A 14989-nucleotide genomic window follows, 5' to 3' on the forward strand; every position below is an offset into this window, starting at 1 on the left:
TTTTTGACAATTATGTGAAATAAAGCACAAACATATTGTCACATGCTAATCCTGCGTGGTATATTTTATACGTGAAGTTGATCACAACAAACATATACCCCTTTGTTTGACCGTGAAAAATTTCTCCCATCCCCTTTGTTCGTAATAATAGAAAAATGCCTTGCAGTTGTAAAGCTGCAAGGCATTTTCGTTTCCAATAAAAAATTATTTTGATATTTAAAGTGCTGGAGCTTTTTAGATAAAAAAACAAATGTCAATCCTTGTTATGACATTTGTCTATTCATCAATATATCGCCAAAATGTACCGTATTTTGCGGGTATTTGCTCAACCACCTGTTTCAACAAAAGCTTCTTCATTTCCCGTTCAATCTGGGAAATGGACATATTATAAACAACAGCAATTTCTTTAGAAGCAACAAGCTTAAAAAATTTAAGAAAAGCTTCTAGTGGCGGTGGTGGAGATTTTTCAGGGCTTTCAGAAAGCATCTCTTCGAGAATTTGTACATATACCTCATAAGGATAAGAACCGGTAATTTTAATCCCCTCATCCTCGATATTTTCATTAAAAAATACGAGGGTTGGAATTTCACTTACATCCATTTCAGAAGTGATTTTTAAATCACATTGAAAGGCTTTGGCCGCGCTGTCGGAATGAATATCTTTCATGAATTCCTCGACATCTAAGCCAGCTTGATCCGCACATTTCTTTAACACCTCAAGGTTTGAAGGGTTCTGCTTTTCTAAAAATAACATTTCCTGAATTTTGCGGAAGAAACGTAAGCCCGCTCGTCTACCCTGTAATTCTGCAGCTTTAATCGCAATAGAAACAATGTAAGGATTATCAATCGGATTCTCCAACCAAAGTGTACCATCACAAGACATTCCTGATCTGCTGCCTGTTTTTTCCCAAACCTGAGCGATATTTTCATAATTCTTCTTTTTACTCAAATTTAAATTAGCTAATCGTCCACTTAATACATGCTTAATCGAAAAGTACCGGCCGTACTCAATTTTAAGTTTTTTGAGAATCGGCTCTAATGCCCAGCATTCAGGGCATAACGGATCAATAAACATATAGATTTCGATTGGCTTTTTGTCATTGCCTCTGAAATGATTCTTGGGGACAGGGGATGAAGAATTATTCACGATTTTCACCCGTAATCTCACCATCATCTGGCGTGTTAATCATATGTTGAGCCGTAAGATATAGCCGTGCGTAAAATTCTTCTCTTACCGGTCCTTCTAATTCGACGAGGTCCATTGCTTTCTTCATACAAGATAACCAAGCCGTTGCACGGGTTGGTGTAACTGGAAATGGCAAATGACGTGCTCGCATCATCGGATGACCATGTTCTTCTGTATAGAGAGGAGGTCCTCCTAAATATTGGGTTAAAAATTGCTTTTGTTTCCGGGCAATTTCTGAGAATTGATTTGGAAATATGGGCGCAAGGTCAGGATGTTGTGCAACAAGGCTATAGAAAGTGTCGACAAGACGGTGTAGTGTATCTTCACCAATTACTTCGAATGGTGTAAGCTTTTTATCAATCATGTTGACAACTCCTTTCATCTTTATTGTATTCATATTTTAACAATGCCCAATTCATATCTCAAATGAATTGCCTTGAAAAGGACTGATTTTTAAGCTGCCTATTTTTTTATATAGGCTTTGTTAAGCTTGAATGGTGATTTCCGCTCCAGGCGGCTTCGCTTTCCGCTCCAATCAACAAGATAAAAAATCCACAATAACCTTTTACACAGCCTTTATATAAAAAAGGCTGCTTCTCATTCATTTAGTTTGTTTATCTTTTTGGTTATAAAAGCGGTGGACTTTATTCTCGGTATGACGTTCTGGAATCTTAAAGCGGTTCAGAAGGGCCTGGAAGTTTATTAGGCCTTCTTGATAGTCTTCAACTTCATATTCTATTTCATAATCTTCCTGTTGAAGATAAATACTGTGGTCAAGGACGAGCAGTCCTTTCTTATAGACAATCTCAACCCGATTGGTGATCAGAGAACCAAAATATTCAATCTTGGAAAACGAGATGTTATTTTCTTCAATTAATTGTTTTATTTGCCCCTCTGGCAGTCTGCCATTATGAATAGCTGCAGAAGCTTCCTCACTGGTTAATCTTTGATTGGTTTCAAGCAGCCCAATTTCTCTTGGCTGTTTGAGGGTCATAACATAATCCGTGCCTTTTTTTCGGATCCTTAGTGCACTTTGCGTATTCTTTAACGCGAAATCAACTGTATCAAAGTATAAGTTCTCCTGCGTGAAAATCTGATTATCCGCTATGTTAAACGCCACTAAAATTCTTTCATATTCTGCTTTTGTGAGCAGGTTTTTAAACTCAATTTCGATATTTTGTGACATCCTCTTTCTTCCTTTCACCAAATAGATGATTTCATCATACCGATGAACTTTGACTGTTGTCTAGTTTCCGAATCTTGCCGCTTTTTAAAAAAGCAATCCTTGGGAGAAATGGTCTGATTATGCTAAAATAGGAAGGTAAAGATGGAGGTTTAAACATGAAGAAGAAAATAATCATTCAAACAGCAGTTTTAACGGATTCAAAGCTAATTTTAGAAACGGATGAATCCATTAATGGGTTAATTCCTGGGGAACAAATACTTGTTGATTCGGATAATAGCGCATTTATTTATCTTATGGAAGATCAAGAAGACTATACATATATTGTTTTATCAGAAGGTCTATGGTCTTATTTAAAAACGGCAAACGAGCAAAAACTACCTGTTCTAGTAAGATCAAATAAGGAACAAATTGAACTCATAAATTTTCATGAGGAATTAGAATATATTCTAAGTAATATTAAGGGTAACAGTAACTATGGTGATGAATTGGTAACGAAGGTTGAGAGATTGTTCTTATCCGTTTAGCTTGAAGAGAGCGAAAAAGTAAAAGTTGCCCTTTTCTAACGATATTGTTTTTTCGAGGTGGAATCATGAAGCACTGGGATCAATTTTTAGCGCCTTATAAACAGGCTGTATCAGAATTAAAGGTAAAATTAAAAGGGATGAGAGGGCAATACGAGTTTGATTCTTCTCATTCACCGATTGAATTTGTAACAGGACGAGTCAAACCAATTGCTAGTATTCTCGATAAAGCGAACCAAAAAGGGATTCCGCTTGAAAGCCTGGAAGAGGAGATGCAGGATATTGCCGGCATGCGGATTATGTGTCAGTTTGTCGATGATATACACACCGTTGTTAATTTATTAAGAAACCGCAATGATCTTGAAATTGTTGAAGAAAGAGATTATATCTCTCATGAAAAAACAAGTGGATACCGCTCCTACCATGTGGTCATTCAATATCCCGTCCAAACGATTCATGGGGAAAAGAAAATCCTTGCTGAAATTCAAATACGGACATTGGCGATGAATTTCTGGGCCACGATTGAACATTCCCTTAACTATAAATATAAAGGGGTATTTCCTTCCGATATCAAAATGAGATTACAAAGAGCAGCAGAAGCAGCATTTCGTTTAGATGAGGAAATGTCATTAATACGCGGTGAGATCCAGGAAGCACAAGCATTCTTTACACGGAAAAAGGAATTGACACAAGAGGAAAAAAACTAACGTAAAGCCTGTTTTCCTTTTGAAAGCCTATTTTTAAGGAGAATATAAGATGAAATTTGCGATTACTTCAAAGGGAGATCAAAAGTCCAATATTTTAATGCATAAAATGAGGACATATTTACTGGATTTTGACCTTATATACGATGAAGACCAACCTGATATTGTTGTTTCCATTGGCGGTGACGGGACACTTCTTTATGCTTTTCACCGCTATAGCAGCCGATTGAGTAAAACAGCATTTGTCGGAATACATACCGGGCACCTAGGATTCTATGCAGATTGGATACCGGATGAAATTGAAAAGCTTGTCATCGCCATTGCGAAAACTCCTTTCCAAGTCGTAGAATACCCACTCCTTGAAGTCATTATCCGATATACACACGCCGGAAAAGAATCCCGGTACTTGGCGCTTAATGAATCAACGGTGAAAAGTGTTGAAGGTACTCTTGTCATGGACGTTGAAATTCGGGGCCAACATTTTGAACGTTTCCGTGGTGATGGCCTGTGTGTTTCTACTCCATCTGGAAGTACGGCTTATAATAAAGCTCTTGGCGGGGCAATTATTCATCCATCGATCTCAGCCTTACAAGTTGCGGAAATGGCCTCCATTAATAACAAGGTGTTTCGAACAGTTGGCTCACCGCTAATTCTGCCAGCACACCATACCTGTATGCTTAAGCCAGTTAAAAAATCAGATTTTCAAATTACCATTGATCACCTGACTTTACTCCATAAAGATGTTAAATCTATTCAATTCAGGGTACCTGAGGAGAAGATCCGTTTTGCCCGTTTCAGACCGTTTCCATTTTGGAAAAGGGTCCATGATTCATTTATCTCTGATTAAGCCGGAGGACCTTACTGATGGAAACACGTTTTAAATTGAGCTGGATCATTGATGAGTCCAGTGCAGGTATACCAATAAAGGAATTCTTGAAACAAAAGGAAATCTCCCGAATATCTTTAACGGACATTAAATTTAAGGGCGGCTTTATTCTTGTTAATCATGAGGAAGTAAATGTAAGATATCGGCTAAACGAAGGTGATTCGTTAACGGTGATTTTTCCTGCTGAAATTCCGAGTGAGGGGGTAAAGGCAGAGGATATCCCGTTGTCCATTTTGTATGAAGATGAATTTTTACTTGTGGTAAACAAGCCGGCGATGATGAACACGATCCCTTCCCGCGAACATCCAAATGGCAGCCTTGCTAATGCACTTGTGGGCTACTACCAGCGGTCGGGTATTCAGTCCACTTCCCATATCGTCACAAGACTGGACCGTGACACGTCGGGGATTGTATTAATTGCCAAGCACCGTCATGTTCATCACTTATTTAGTAAAATGCAGCAAAATGGATTGGTGAAACGAACATATGAAGCTTTTGCGGGAGGTTTACTAGCATCTGAACATGGAAGCATTATTGAACCGATTGGACGGAAACAAGATAGCATTATTGAACGGGAAGTCCGGGATGATGGTCAATATGCGTGTACCCATTATCGGGTCTTAAAAAGGTATTCTACATTTACTCATATTGAACTTGGGCTAGAAACAGGCCGGACCCATCAGATAAGAGTTCATATGTCCTTTTTTGGACATCCACTGCTCGGAGATGATTTATATGGAGGAGAGACAGCCTTAATTAAACGGCAAGCTCTTCATTGTAAAAAAATTCAATTCCAACACCCCTTTTATAAAGAGGATATGTCCTTTGCAGCTGTTCCGCCAGAAGATATGACTCGATTATTAGAGGCTGACTAGCTTGATTAGCGGTCAGCCTTTTAAATTGGCTTTGAGAACTGTCCAGCTCCAGCGCCTAGTGTCCTTCATAAGTCAACATCGAATCGCTTTCTCTCTCCGTGTTTCCTTTATCCAAGTCGAAGCACTCAGGCCATAATGGCTAAATAGGCGCTTCGCTTTTTCTAATCAAATTGTTTAAATTTTTCTTCAATGTATGGCATAGTAGAAGGAACAGATACTAATTCCATTTCTGGATAACGTAATGCAGTCAATTTACCGCCAAATACTGCTCCTGTATCAATATTATACGTGTTATTAATAATCCGCGGCTCTTTGACCGGAGTATGACCATAAACAATACAGGCATCGCCATGATAATTTTTTGCCCAATCCAATCTAACGGGTGTTCCATCCGGATTCTTTTTACCTGTAATATCACCATAAAGGACAAATTCTTTTACTTTTCCATGTGTTTGACCAATATATTCCTTTTTAATTCCAGCATGGGCTATAACAAGCTTTCCATTATCTAATACTAAATAAAGCGGGGCTTTTTCATATAGCTCGATAAATTTTTTACGAATGGAATGCTGATCTTTTTTATATATTGATTCATATTCTGCCACTGTTGTTTCAAGTCCGTGCGTCACCTGTACTTTATTGCCGAGAAAATAGCGATACAGTTTATTACAATGATTACCTGGTGTGTAATGGGCGTTTTGCTGTTTTATTACGAGCTGCCAAATGGTGTCAATAACCTGAAGGGATTTTGGACCTCTGTCGGTTAAGTCGCCAACAAAGCCAAGCGTCCTCCCGTCGTGATGAACGGGCAACCCAGTCTCCCAACTGTAATCAAGCTGTGAAGTTAATTCTTTAAATTCATCAAAACAACCATGAATGTCACCGATTATATCAATTTTCATAGGATTTCCCCCTTTTAGTATTTATCTTTAGTTTAATCGTTTGCTTTTATAAGAAAGAAATCTAGGTTTGAAAGGTGGTAAACACAATGGAACAACACGTTTCTGTTCTTTCTCTGCTTGTTGTTGTGACAACCGCATTTTTAACGCCCATTATCCTGCATCGATTTAAATTGAATTTTATCCCTGTTGTGGTTGCTGAAATTATTATGGGTCTGATAATTGGAAAGACCGGTTTTGATATTGTCCATCAAGATGTCTGGCTATCCACTCTTTCGACCCTTGGCTTCATTTTCCTGATGTTTTTAAGCGGATTGGAAATTGATTTTACAGCTTTCAGCGGCAGCAAAAAAAGGGAAGTACTTGCAAATGGGAAAAAGGAACCAAATACCTTTGTAGCAGCAACAGCGATTTTTGCGGGAATTTTTATATTTTCCTTAATTCTCTCTTATTTATTTGTTTTAGCAGGATTTATTGACAATGCCTTTCTGATGACCTTAATTATTTCTACCATTTCGTTAGGAGTAGTGGTACCAACCTTAAAAGAGGCCCATTTGATGAAAACCGTCATCGGGCAAATTATCTTGCTTGTTGCGGTAATAGCTGATTTAGTGACGATGATTTTATTAGCCGTTTTTGTTTCCCTAAATGAGGCGGGGCATGGAAATACATGGCTCCTCTTGATTTTATTTGGGGCTGGGATTGTTCTTTATTTTATTGGTAAGAAATTTAAAACACGTACCTTTATTGAAACATTATCGACCGGAACCGTGCAAATTGGGACTAGAGCGGTTTTTACACTGATCATTGTATTGGTAGGTTTATCGGAGACAGTAGGTGCGGAAAATATCCTGGGAGCCTTTTTAGCAGGTGTTTTAGTTTCCTTACTATCCCCCAATCAAGAATTGGTCCATAAGCTGGATTCCTTTGGCTATGGATTTTTAATCCCTATTTTTTTCGTGATGGTCGGAGTAAATCTAGATGTTTGGTCACTTTTTAGCGAGAAGAAGCTCCTACTGCTCATACCGCTTTTATTAATTGGGCTGTTGTTATCAAAGCTTGTCCCAGTTTATCTATTAAAAATTTGGTATGATACCAAAACGGTTCTATCTTCGGGCTTTTTGCTTACTTCTACCCTTTCACTCGTGATTGCTGCGGCAACGATTGGAGAAAGGATGGAAGTGATCACTCCACAAATGAGTGGTACTTTAATTTTGGTTGCTGTGATCACTTCAATTTTTACACCAATTGTGTTTAAAAAGCTTTTCCCAATGGAAGCGACAGCGAGTAAAAAGGTTAGTGTGGCATTTTTAGGGGCAACCCAGGTAACGCTATCTTTATCGCAAGAATTAAAGTCAGGTCTGTATGATCCGATTCTTTATCATACGAAAATGGAAAAATCAGATAACCAAATTGCTAACTCACTTTTTGAAATTGTAGAAATCATCGATTATTCGAGCGAGTCTATTTCCAAAACAAATGCTTTCAAATCAGATATTGTGGTCGTTTCTACTGGGGATGAGCAATTAAACGCAAGTTTGTCACTTGAAGCAAAGGAAAACGGAGTTTCCAGGGTCATAGCCCGAATTGAGAGCACAGAGCTGGAACAAACTCTTCGTGCTGAAAATATAGAAGTGTTCTCTTCGTTTATGTCAACGAAAACACTGCTCCGTGCCTTAATTGAATCTCCAACCGTTATGAATATCTTGACGAATCAAGAGACAGGATTATATGAAATCAAGATGTTAAACAGCCGTTTTAGTGGAATGTCTTTGCGGCAATTTCCATTTACAGGTGATGTGATCTTTGTTCGGATTTTTAGAGGAAAGGATTCTATTGTTCCACATGGTGATACAGAATTGGAACTAGATGATCGTTTAATTGTGACTGGGTCAAAGGAGTATGTAGTTGAATTGAAACGGGAATTGGAATTTTGTGAAACGTGCTAAAGAGTTTTGGAAAGAATAGTAACCGAACCTTTTCATTTATAGTGAATTAGTGTAAAATTAGTACCAAGTACTAATATCTTGTAATTATAGTAGGAGGACTTTTTTAATATGAATCTTTCTGGAAAAACTTTTGTTGTAATGGGTGTAGCCAATAAACGCAGTATCGCTTGGGGAATTGCCCGATCGCTTCACAATGCAGGCGCACGATTAATTTTTACATATGCGGGAGAAAGAATTGAAAGCAGTGTTCGTGAATTAGCCAATTCACTAGAAGCAGAGGGAACCCTTGTGCTTCCTTGCGATGTAACAAGTGATGAAGCAATTGAAACCTGCTTTGCTGAAATTAAGGAAGCAGTGGGTACCATTCACGGTTTAGCACACTGTATTGCTTTTGCAAAGACAGAGGATTTAAAAGGTGAATTCGCTAATACTTCCAGAGATGGATTCCTGTTGGCCCAAAATATCAGTTCGTATTCGTTGACTGCTGTAGCGAAAGTGGCACGCAGATTGATGACTGAAGGGGGCAGTATTGTCACTCTAACATACTTAGGCGGTGAGCGCGCGATTCCAAATTATAATGTTATGGGTGTTGCAAAGGCCTCCTTGGATGCTAGTGTCCGCTACTTGGCTGCAGATTTAGGGAAAGATGGTATTCGTGTGAATTCCATCTCAGCGGGCCCGATTCGGACCTTATCAGCAAAAGCAATTGGAGAATTCAATTCCATTTTAAGTGAGATTGAAGCAAAAGCACCATTACGGAGAACCACTACCCCAGAAGAAGTCGGTGACACTGCCGTATTCCTATTCAGTGATTTTTCACGCGGCATAACGGGTGAAAACATCCATGTTGACTCTGGGTACCATATTCTTTAGTAAGTCCAAGCCTGCTTTCTTTTTAGCAGGCTTTTATATCGTATGGGAAATACAATATTTTGGACTGTCGTCGTCAGCCCAAGCGCCTAAAAGTTTAAGGGTGAACCAAAATTTAAGATAATGGTAAACTGCTGGTAATTCTGGCAGTTTTTTTATTTATTGTTGCATGGTATTCAGTCATAATTTTACTGGATATCGAAGAAACTAAAGTAGCATTCAACCACTTCATGAGACAAGGAAAGTGAACAAGATGAAAGCTGCCTATCAATTATTTGTATGGACGAGTTTGTTATTTATAACAGCTTGTACTCAAGATCAGCCTGTAAAAGAAAGCCAAATGGCATTGATGAAAACGACAAACCCGACCCCGCTTAGTACCAAGGGGAAGAAGAATAACAACCGGGTAGAGGATATTAAAAGAGATGTAAGTTCTTTACCAGAACTGTATGATGTCGCGGTCGTCAAAGGTGATAAAGATACATTAGTGGTCTATAAAGTAAAGCATATGCACAGGTTTAAGATGAAGACAATCGAAAAAAATCTAAATAAGAAATTGGAGAAAGAACATCCAAAGGAAAACTTTACGGTATCAAGCGATTACAAGATTTTCCTGGAAGCAGTCAGACTGAATGAAAAAATGAAATCAGGAAGATTATCTCATTCTAAGGCTGAAAAACGTTTAGAGGAAATTGTGAAAATGACGGAAGATATGAAGTAAGAAAGGATGTATGGAAATGGCCAGCAAGCAGAAAAAAATGACCCCTCAGCAGAAAAACTATCAAACACTTCAACAAAAGCATGAACTGAAGCGTCCAGTTTTAAAAAATTGTATTAAGGCATTTTTAGTTGGCGGGCTAATTTGCCTGATTGGCCAAGCAGTCAGTTATTTTTACATATATTATTTTAACTTCACCGAGCAGAACGTTGGAAATCCTACTGTTGCAACCATGGTCTTTTTCTCGATGCTGTTAACAGGCTTTGGTGTTTATGATCATATTGGCCAATTTGCTGGTGCAGGGAGTGCGGTACCGGTAACGGGTTTCGGTAATTCTGTTATCTCTGCAGCCATTGAACACCGGACTGAAGGGTTTGTACTTGGTGTAGGCGGAAATATGTTTAAACTTGCAGGTTCCGTTATTTTATTCGGAGTATTTTCGGCATTTGTTGTTGCATTAATTAAGACGCTACTTGTGATCTGGGGGGTTTTGTAATTGTTAAAAGGGCAGCAATCATGGGTTTTTGACAATCGGCCAATGATTACAGCAACAGGTGTAACAGGGGGACCGTTCGAGGCAAACGGTAATCTTTCAAATGACTTTGACCTGCTGTATGACGATTTATGGATGGGACAAGAATCTTACGAAAAAGCCCACCGAATATTGCTTGAAGAAGCGATTAAGGTAGCACTGAAAAAAGGGGAAATCCAAAAAGAACAGGTTCAGTTTTTATTTGCTGGCGACTTGATTAATCAAATAACCCCAACAAGCTTTGCTGCAAGGACAATGCAGATTCCCTATTTTGGTTTGTTTGGTGCCTGTTCCACCTCTATGGAGGGATTAGCCCTCTCTTCCTTTGTCGTAAATTACCAAGGAGCAAACTATGTCTTAACCGGGGCATCAAGCCATAATTCCGCGGTTGAAAAGCAGTTCCGTTATCCTACTGAATATGGCGGGCAGAAACCACCTACTGCACAATGGACAATAACCGGAGCAGGAGTAGCTCTTGTGGAACAAAATAAACCCGGTATGAATAATCCAGTAACAACATCGGCAACAATTGGAAAAGTCATTGATATGGGTTTATCTGACCCGTTTAATATGGGAGGGGCGATGGCGCCTGCAGCAGCGGATACCATTATCGCTCACTTTCGAGACCTCAAATTAGATCCATCTTATTATGATTTAATTGTGACTGGTGACCTAGGGAGAATAGGTCATAATACTACGGCTGAATTGTTGACTAAAAGTGGATTGAGATTGGAACAAGGACAGTTTCAGGACTGTGGTTTATTAATGTATAAGGAAGACCAACCGGTAATGGCTGGTGGCAGCGGAGCCGGGTGTTCGGCAACTGTATTATACGGTCATTTACTAAATGAAATGAAAAAGGGGACATATAAACGAATATTAGTCGTCGCAACAGGAGCATTATTGTCCCCGCTTAGTTTTCAGCAAAAAGATTCCATTCCATGTATTGCCCATGCGGTCTCAATCGAGATGAATGGAGAAAAGGGGTGAGTCCATGCTCGCAATGTTCTTTTGGGCTTTTGTAGTAGGCGGGTTAATCTGTGTGATAGGGCAATTATTATTCGATGTCGCTAAACTCACACCGGGTCATACGATGAGCTTGCTGGTGGTGATTGGTGCGATCTTAGATGGATTGGGGTTATATGAACCACTGGTTGATTTTGCTGGTGCAGGAGCGACCATTCCGATTACCAGCTTTGGAAATTCTTTGGTTCACGGGGCACTCCAAGATGCTCAAGCACACGGGATTATCGGCGTTTTAACAGGGATGTTCCAAGTAACAAGCTCCGGGATTTCTGCAGCCATTATTTTTGGGTTTATTGGCGCATTAATTTTTAAGCCAAAAGGGTGAAATACTCATTTTTATAGCCAATTTTCCCATTAGGAGTCATGCCTAGTACACATGATTAAGTAATTTCATATGTTATTAATGAGATTACCGAAAGTGAGGTGACAGTCTATGTGCTTCGGATATGGCGGCGGCTACGGCTACGGCGGCGGTTATGGCTACGGTTCCACTTTCGTGCTTATCGTAGTATTATTCATTCTTTTAATCATTGTTGGCGCAAGCTTCTATTAATCAACAATGATGATGGAGGGGGTTGGTCCTAAAAAGGGCCAGCCCTTTCTGTTTACATAAATTTTTTAGCAGCGGGTTAGGGACCTTTTTTTTCCTCCTTCATAGAATAAAGTAGTTTATGAAGGAGCGTGACATTAAAACATGGATAATGGATTTTTTAAGAACATTGAAAAGAAAACTGGCGTTAATATGAAAGATATTTTTGATTTAGCTAATTCTTTACAAAATGCGAATTTCAAAGATGAAAAAACAGTCCGCAATGTTATTCAGAGAGTATCGCAAATTGCGAACAAACCGGTAAGTAAAGAGATGGAAGATCAAATTGTGAAATCCATCGTTAACGATGGCAAGCAGCTTGATTTTAATACAATTGCCCAAATGATGAATAAAAAATAAAGGGTATCCGCGCGGTCATTGGTAAAGGCGGCGGTTAGGGAGTCAGGATAGGCGTGCGTGTAGTGCGGCTGTCTTTTTTTTGTGTTGTAGGGGGGATTTGTTAATAAATCCTGAAATTTGGTAATGTCTTCTCAAATTTTGTTAATATCAACCTGAAATTTGTTAATATCCTCAAATTATTGTTAAAATTGCCCGGAAATTTTTTAATAAAGCAATAAAGCAATAAATCAATAAAGTAAAAATGGTACAAGAGAATCCTTGTACCATCCAAAACGGCGAATGCCGAGAGTAAAGGAGGACCAAAGTGTACGTACAAATTAATTGGTCTTCCTCTTTTTATTAATAGGAGCTAAAAATCTGGAGCGATTTGCTTTCTTCCCTCGTCTATTATTTGGAATGGAGATGAACAGCTCCTCTTTTGCCCTAGTCATTGCTACATAAAATAATCTTCGTTCTTCTTCAAGCGGATCAAGATCGCCAGCACGGTAAGATTCAAGAGCAAAATCGTGCGGTAAACTGCCGTCTACTGCACTAATCAAATAAACGGTTTTATATTCAAGCCCTTTAGCCCGGTGAATGGTACTAAGCGTAATCGCATCAGTAAAATGTCTGCTCATATTCTTAATTTCTTTATTCATGGCCGACATATGCTGTGCGTGTTCTAACAAAGCTTCAATTGTTGTAAAGCTTTTTGCTGCAACTTTAAGATCTTTTAGATCATCAGAGCCTTTTTCAAGCTTACTCGATTCATTCCCACGTTTCTTTAAAAAATCAAGGAATCCAATTTCTTTTTCGATTTGTTCAATCGCAACAGACGGAGATAAATGCTTAAGCCCGCGTATGAGAGTAACCGCTTTTTTTAGTTTTTTCTCTTGAAAAGCGTGAGCCGTTTTCAAATGTGAAAGTGCCTCAAGAAGGCTGCAATCCTTCAGAATGCTCTCAGCCTTTAAATCCTTTAGGACCGTTTGTTTTAAAAATAATAAAGGCAAAAGATCGCCTAAGGCACTCGGGTCGTCCTCATTTAAACTGACCTTCATAAAGGCAAGCGCACTTCTAACAATAAACCGGTCGTAAAATGCTTCGGCATCTTGGTCAATCCTAAAAGGCAGGTTTGAGGCTGCTAATCTCTCAAAGATGGCACGAGAACTGACATTTGTCCGATAAAGAATGGCAAAATCACCGGGTTTTGCACCTTGTGAAATTCTTTCCTGGATATCGGTCACAATCATCGTGGCCTCTTCTTCCTCATCATATGGAAAAAATAATTGAGGAAGGATACCTGAGGTGTATTGTGCCTCCATGCGTTTTAATCGGCGTTTTTTATTTAAAGCAATCATTTGGTTCGCGGCAGCGACAATCTCATGTGAGGAGCGATAATTCTGCTCAAGAGTTACTAATTTTGCATTAGGAAAGTCTTTTTCAAAATCTAAAAGATAACTAGGGTCACTGCCTCTAAAGGAGTAGATGGCCTGGTCATCATCACCGACCGCACAGACATTTTTATGCTTGCTAGATAACAGTTTAATTAACTCATATTGAACTCTGTTTATATCTTGAAATTCATCAATTAGAAAGTATTGGAACTTATCCTGGTAATACTCTAAGAGGGAAGGAGACGAAATAAATAATTGATAACAGCCAATTAACATATCGTCAAAATCAAATAATCCTTCTGTTTGTTTATATTCCTCATACTTTTTATATAAAAAAAGTGCGCTTTCTTCCCAATCAGATGTGGGTTTGACTTCGTTCGGCATGAGAAGGGAGTTTTTCCAAAAGCCTATTTGTTGAAGAGCTAAATCATAGGCAAATTCCTTTTCTGATAATTGGAGGGCTTTCCCAGCCTCTTTAAGAATTTTATCGCGCTGCCAATCCTTCTTAAGTAAATGATTGGAGGACCAATTGGCGGCATCATGGAACATTAAGATACGGTAGAAGATACTGTGAAAGGTACCGGTCACAAGCTGATTGATTTTTCCCCGCTGCATATTTGGATAGGATAAAAGGCGATTTTTCATTTCTGCAGCGGCCTTGGAGGTGAAGGTTACAAGCATAATAGAGCCAGGATCAGCCAGCTTCACCTCGAGCATGTAAGCCGTCCGTGCTGTTAATACACGCGTTTTGCCACTCCCAGCCCCCGCTAGGACTAGCAACGAGCCATCTGTTTGTATGACGGCCTCTACTTGGCTTTTATCGAGCACTACTCCTCTTTCAGCAAGTACTCGTAAATAAGGCGGCAGTTCTTGCCCAATATTTTTATTAGGTGGTGTATAAGGAACAGAGTATTCAATCGGTTTAGCAGGTTGAAATAATTCTAGGTTTGTGTTTGTCTCGGTAATGGTCCGTCCTTGAGGGATTTTAAAACCATTCCGTTTGATATAATGTGGTGTATCATCCGAAACTATAATGGGGTCAGGGTCAAGGCATTTTTTTTCAGGTGATTGGACGTGAAAAAAATGCGGCTCCATCCCGATGCCGAGAAATAATTTTACTTTTTCATGGCAGGTGGGACAGACAAGTTCTCCATTTTTTCCTGCTAAATATATTTTTTGGTACTGATCTCGAGCCAATTGTGAGAGTCGGATAAGCTGTTGTTGATAGAAAGCTGTTTTCATATATTAAAACCTCTATTTCGTGAAAATGACACATGTTCTATCTTAACAAAACGAGCCGGCTTCGGAAAGTGTTT

At 39.1% G+C, this 14989-nt stretch carries 17 protein-coding genes; 12 read left to right on the plus strand and 5 right to left on the minus strand.

Going from position 1 to position 14989, the window contains the following annotated elements; all coding sequences use genetic code 11:
• Positions 1–276 precede the first annotated feature (276 nt).
• From L1999_RS06395 to L1999_RS06405, 3 genes are all read right to left on the minus strand, one after another.
• Entirely contained in the window at positions 277–1155 is an 879-nt protein-coding gene (locus L1999_RS06395) for a ClpXP adapter SpxH family protein (RefSeq protein ID WP_235742789.1), read from the minus strand.
• On the minus strand, positions 1139–1549 hold the full coding sequence (locus L1999_RS06400; RefSeq protein ID WP_235742790.1) for a globin domain-containing protein: 411 nt from the start codon (positions 1547–1549) through the stop codon (positions 1139–1141). The genes L1999_RS06395 and L1999_RS06400 overlap by 17 nt, the downstream gene beginning before the upstream one ends.
• A 237-nt stretch (positions 1550–1786) precedes the next feature.
• Positions 1787–2371, minus strand: coding sequence for a CYTH domain-containing protein (locus L1999_RS06405; protein WP_235742791.1), 585 nt, complete (start codon positions 2369–2371; stop codon positions 1787–1789).
• 155 nt (positions 2372–2526) lie between these two features.
• Here L1999_RS06405 and L1999_RS06410 point away from each other — a divergent pair, with 155 nt between their 5' ends.
• The 4 genes from L1999_RS06410 (at position 2527) to L1999_RS06425 (ending at position 5357) form a co-directional block, all read left to right on the plus strand.
• A complete protein-coding gene (locus L1999_RS06410; RefSeq protein ID WP_235742792.1) occupies positions 2527–2895 on the plus strand; it encodes a UPF0738 family protein in 369 nt (122 codons plus the stop codon).
• Positions 2896–2960: 65 nt separating this feature from the next.
• On the plus strand, positions 2961–3599 hold the full coding sequence (locus tag L1999_RS06415) for a GTP diphosphokinase (protein WP_235742793.1): 639 nt from the start codon (positions 2961–2963) through the stop codon (positions 3597–3599).
• Positions 3600–3648: 49 nt separating this feature from the next.
• Entirely contained in the window at positions 3649–4443 is a 795-nt protein-coding gene (locus tag L1999_RS06420; protein ID WP_235742794.1) for an NAD kinase, read from the plus strand.
• A gap of 17 nt (positions 4444–4460) precedes the next feature.
• On the plus strand, positions 4461–5357 hold the full coding sequence (locus L1999_RS06425; RefSeq protein ID WP_235742795.1) for an RluA family pseudouridine synthase: 897 nt from the start codon (positions 4461–4463) through the stop codon (positions 5355–5357).
• A 161-nt stretch (positions 5358–5518) separates the two neighbouring features.
• Here the strand turns inward: L1999_RS06425 and prpE are convergent, their stop codons facing one another.
• The gene (gene prpE / locus L1999_RS06430) at positions 5519–6259 is read right to left on the minus strand and encodes a bis(5'-nucleosyl)-tetraphosphatase PrpE (protein WP_235742796.1); all 741 of its coding nucleotides are present in this window, start codon (positions 6257–6259) and stop codon (positions 5519–5521) included.
• A gap of 86 nt (positions 6260–6345) precedes the next feature.
• Between prpE and L1999_RS06435 the strand changes: the two genes are divergently transcribed.
• The 8 genes from L1999_RS06435 to L1999_RS06470 all read left to right on the plus strand — a co-directional run bounded on the left by L1999_RS06435 (position 6346) and on the right by L1999_RS06470 (position 12300).
• On the plus strand, positions 6346–8205 hold the full coding sequence (locus L1999_RS06435; protein ID WP_235742797.1) for a monovalent cation:proton antiporter family protein: 1860 nt from the start codon (positions 6346–6348) through the stop codon (positions 8203–8205).
• A 108-nt stretch (positions 8206–8313) separates the two neighbouring features.
• Positions 8314–9078, plus strand: coding sequence for an enoyl-ACP reductase FabI (fabI, locus tag L1999_RS06440; RefSeq protein ID WP_235742798.1), 765 nt, complete (start codon positions 8314–8316; stop codon positions 9076–9078).
• A 250-nt stretch (positions 9079–9328) separates the two neighbouring features.
• Positions 9329–9796: a YhcN/YlaJ family sporulation lipoprotein gene (locus L1999_RS06445; protein ID WP_235744271.1), complete on the plus strand. Its 468-nt coding sequence runs from the start codon at positions 9329–9331 to the stop codon at positions 9794–9796.
• Positions 9797–9812: 16 nt separating this feature from the next.
• Positions 9813–10289 (plus strand): stage V sporulation protein AC, encoded by a 477-nt coding sequence (gene spoVAC / locus L1999_RS06450; protein ID WP_215040263.1) that lies wholly within the window; start codon positions 9813–9815, stop codon positions 10287–10289.
• Positions 10290–11315 carry a stage V sporulation protein AD gene (gene spoVAD, locus L1999_RS06455; RefSeq protein ID WP_235742799.1) on the plus strand — a complete coding sequence of 342 codons (1026 nt, stop codon included), beginning with the start codon at positions 10290–10292 and terminating at the stop codon, positions 11313–11315. It begins immediately after the preceding gene.
• Between the two features lie 4 nt (positions 11316–11319).
• Positions 11320–11676: a stage V sporulation protein AE gene (gene spoVAE / locus L1999_RS06460; RefSeq protein ID WP_235742800.1), complete on the plus strand. Its 357-nt coding sequence runs from the start codon at positions 11320–11322 to the stop codon at positions 11674–11676.
• Between the two features lie 108 nt (positions 11677–11784).
• A complete protein-coding gene (locus L1999_RS06465; RefSeq protein ID WP_215040266.1) occupies positions 11785–11904 on the plus strand; it encodes a YjcZ family sporulation protein in 120 nt (39 codons plus the stop codon).
• A gap of 141 nt (positions 11905–12045) precedes the next feature.
• Positions 12046–12300, plus strand: a complete 255-nt coding sequence (locus L1999_RS06470; RefSeq protein WP_215040267.1) for a sporulation-specific transcription regulator SpoVIF — start codon at positions 12046–12048, stop codon at positions 12298–12300.
• 317 nt (positions 12301–12617) lie between these two features.
• On the opposite strand, the gene L1999_RS06475 is transcribed toward L1999_RS06470, so the two are convergent.
• Positions 12618–14915, minus strand: coding sequence for a UvrD-helicase domain-containing protein (locus L1999_RS06475; protein WP_235742801.1), 2298 nt, complete (start codon positions 14913–14915; stop codon positions 12618–12620).
• Positions 14916–14989: the final 74 nt, after the last annotated feature.

The organism is Neobacillus drentensis (assembly GCF_021560175.1).
In the GTDB taxonomy this organism is placed as follows: domain Bacteria; phylum Bacillota; class Bacilli; order Bacillales; family Cytobacillaceae; genus Neobacillus; species Neobacillus drentensis_A.

Coding starts and splice junctions, on each gene's coding strand:
- L1999_RS06400 (WP_235742790.1), bottom strand. CDS start 1,549: ATGATTGATAAAAAGCTTACACCATTCGAAGTAATTGGTGAAGATACA.
- L1999_RS06405 (WP_235742791.1), bottom strand. CDS start 2,371: ATGTCACAAAATATCGAAATTGAGTTTAAAAACCTGCTCACAAAAGCA.
- L1999_RS06410 (WP_235742792.1), top strand. CDS start 2,527: ATGAAGAAGAAAATAATCATTCAAACAGCAGTTTTAACGGATTCAAAG.
- L1999_RS06415 (WP_235742793.1), top strand. CDS start 2,961: ATGAAGCACTGGGATCAATTTTTAGCGCCTTATAAACAGGCTGTATCA.
- L1999_RS06420 (WP_235742794.1), top strand. CDS start 3,649: ATGAAATTTGCGATTACTTCAAAGGGAGATCAAAAGTCCAATATTTTA.
- L1999_RS06425 (WP_235742795.1), top strand. CDS start 4,461: ATGGAAACACGTTTTAAATTGAGCTGGATCATTGATGAGTCCAGTGCA.
- prpE (WP_235742796.1), bottom strand. CDS start 6,259: ATGAAAATTGATATAATCGGTGACATTCATGGTTGTTTTGATGAATTT.
- L1999_RS06435 (WP_235742797.1), top strand. CDS start 6,346: ATGGAACAACACGTTTCTGTTCTTTCTCTGCTTGTTGTTGTGACAACC.
- fabI (WP_235742798.1), top strand. CDS start 8,314: ATGAATCTTTCTGGAAAAACTTTTGTTGTAATGGGTGTAGCCAATAAA.
- L1999_RS06445 (WP_235744271.1), top strand. CDS start 9,329: ATGAAAGCTGCCTATCAATTATTTGTATGGACGAGTTTGTTATTTATA.
- spoVAC (WP_215040263.1), top strand. CDS start 9,813: ATGGCCAGCAAGCAGAAAAAAATGACCCCTCAGCAGAAAAACTATCAA.
- spoVAE (WP_235742800.1), top strand. CDS start 11,320: ATGCTCGCAATGTTCTTTTGGGCTTTTGTAGTAGGCGGGTTAATCTGT.
- L1999_RS06465 (WP_215040266.1), top strand. CDS start 11,785: ATGTGCTTCGGATATGGCGGCGGCTACGGCTACGGCGGCGGTTATGGC.
- L1999_RS06470 (WP_215040267.1), top strand. CDS start 12,046: ATGGATAATGGATTTTTTAAGAACATTGAAAAGAAAACTGGCGTTAAT.
- L1999_RS06475 (WP_235742801.1), bottom strand. CDS start 14,915: ATGAAAACAGCTTTCTATCAACAACAGCTTATCCGACTCTCACAATTG.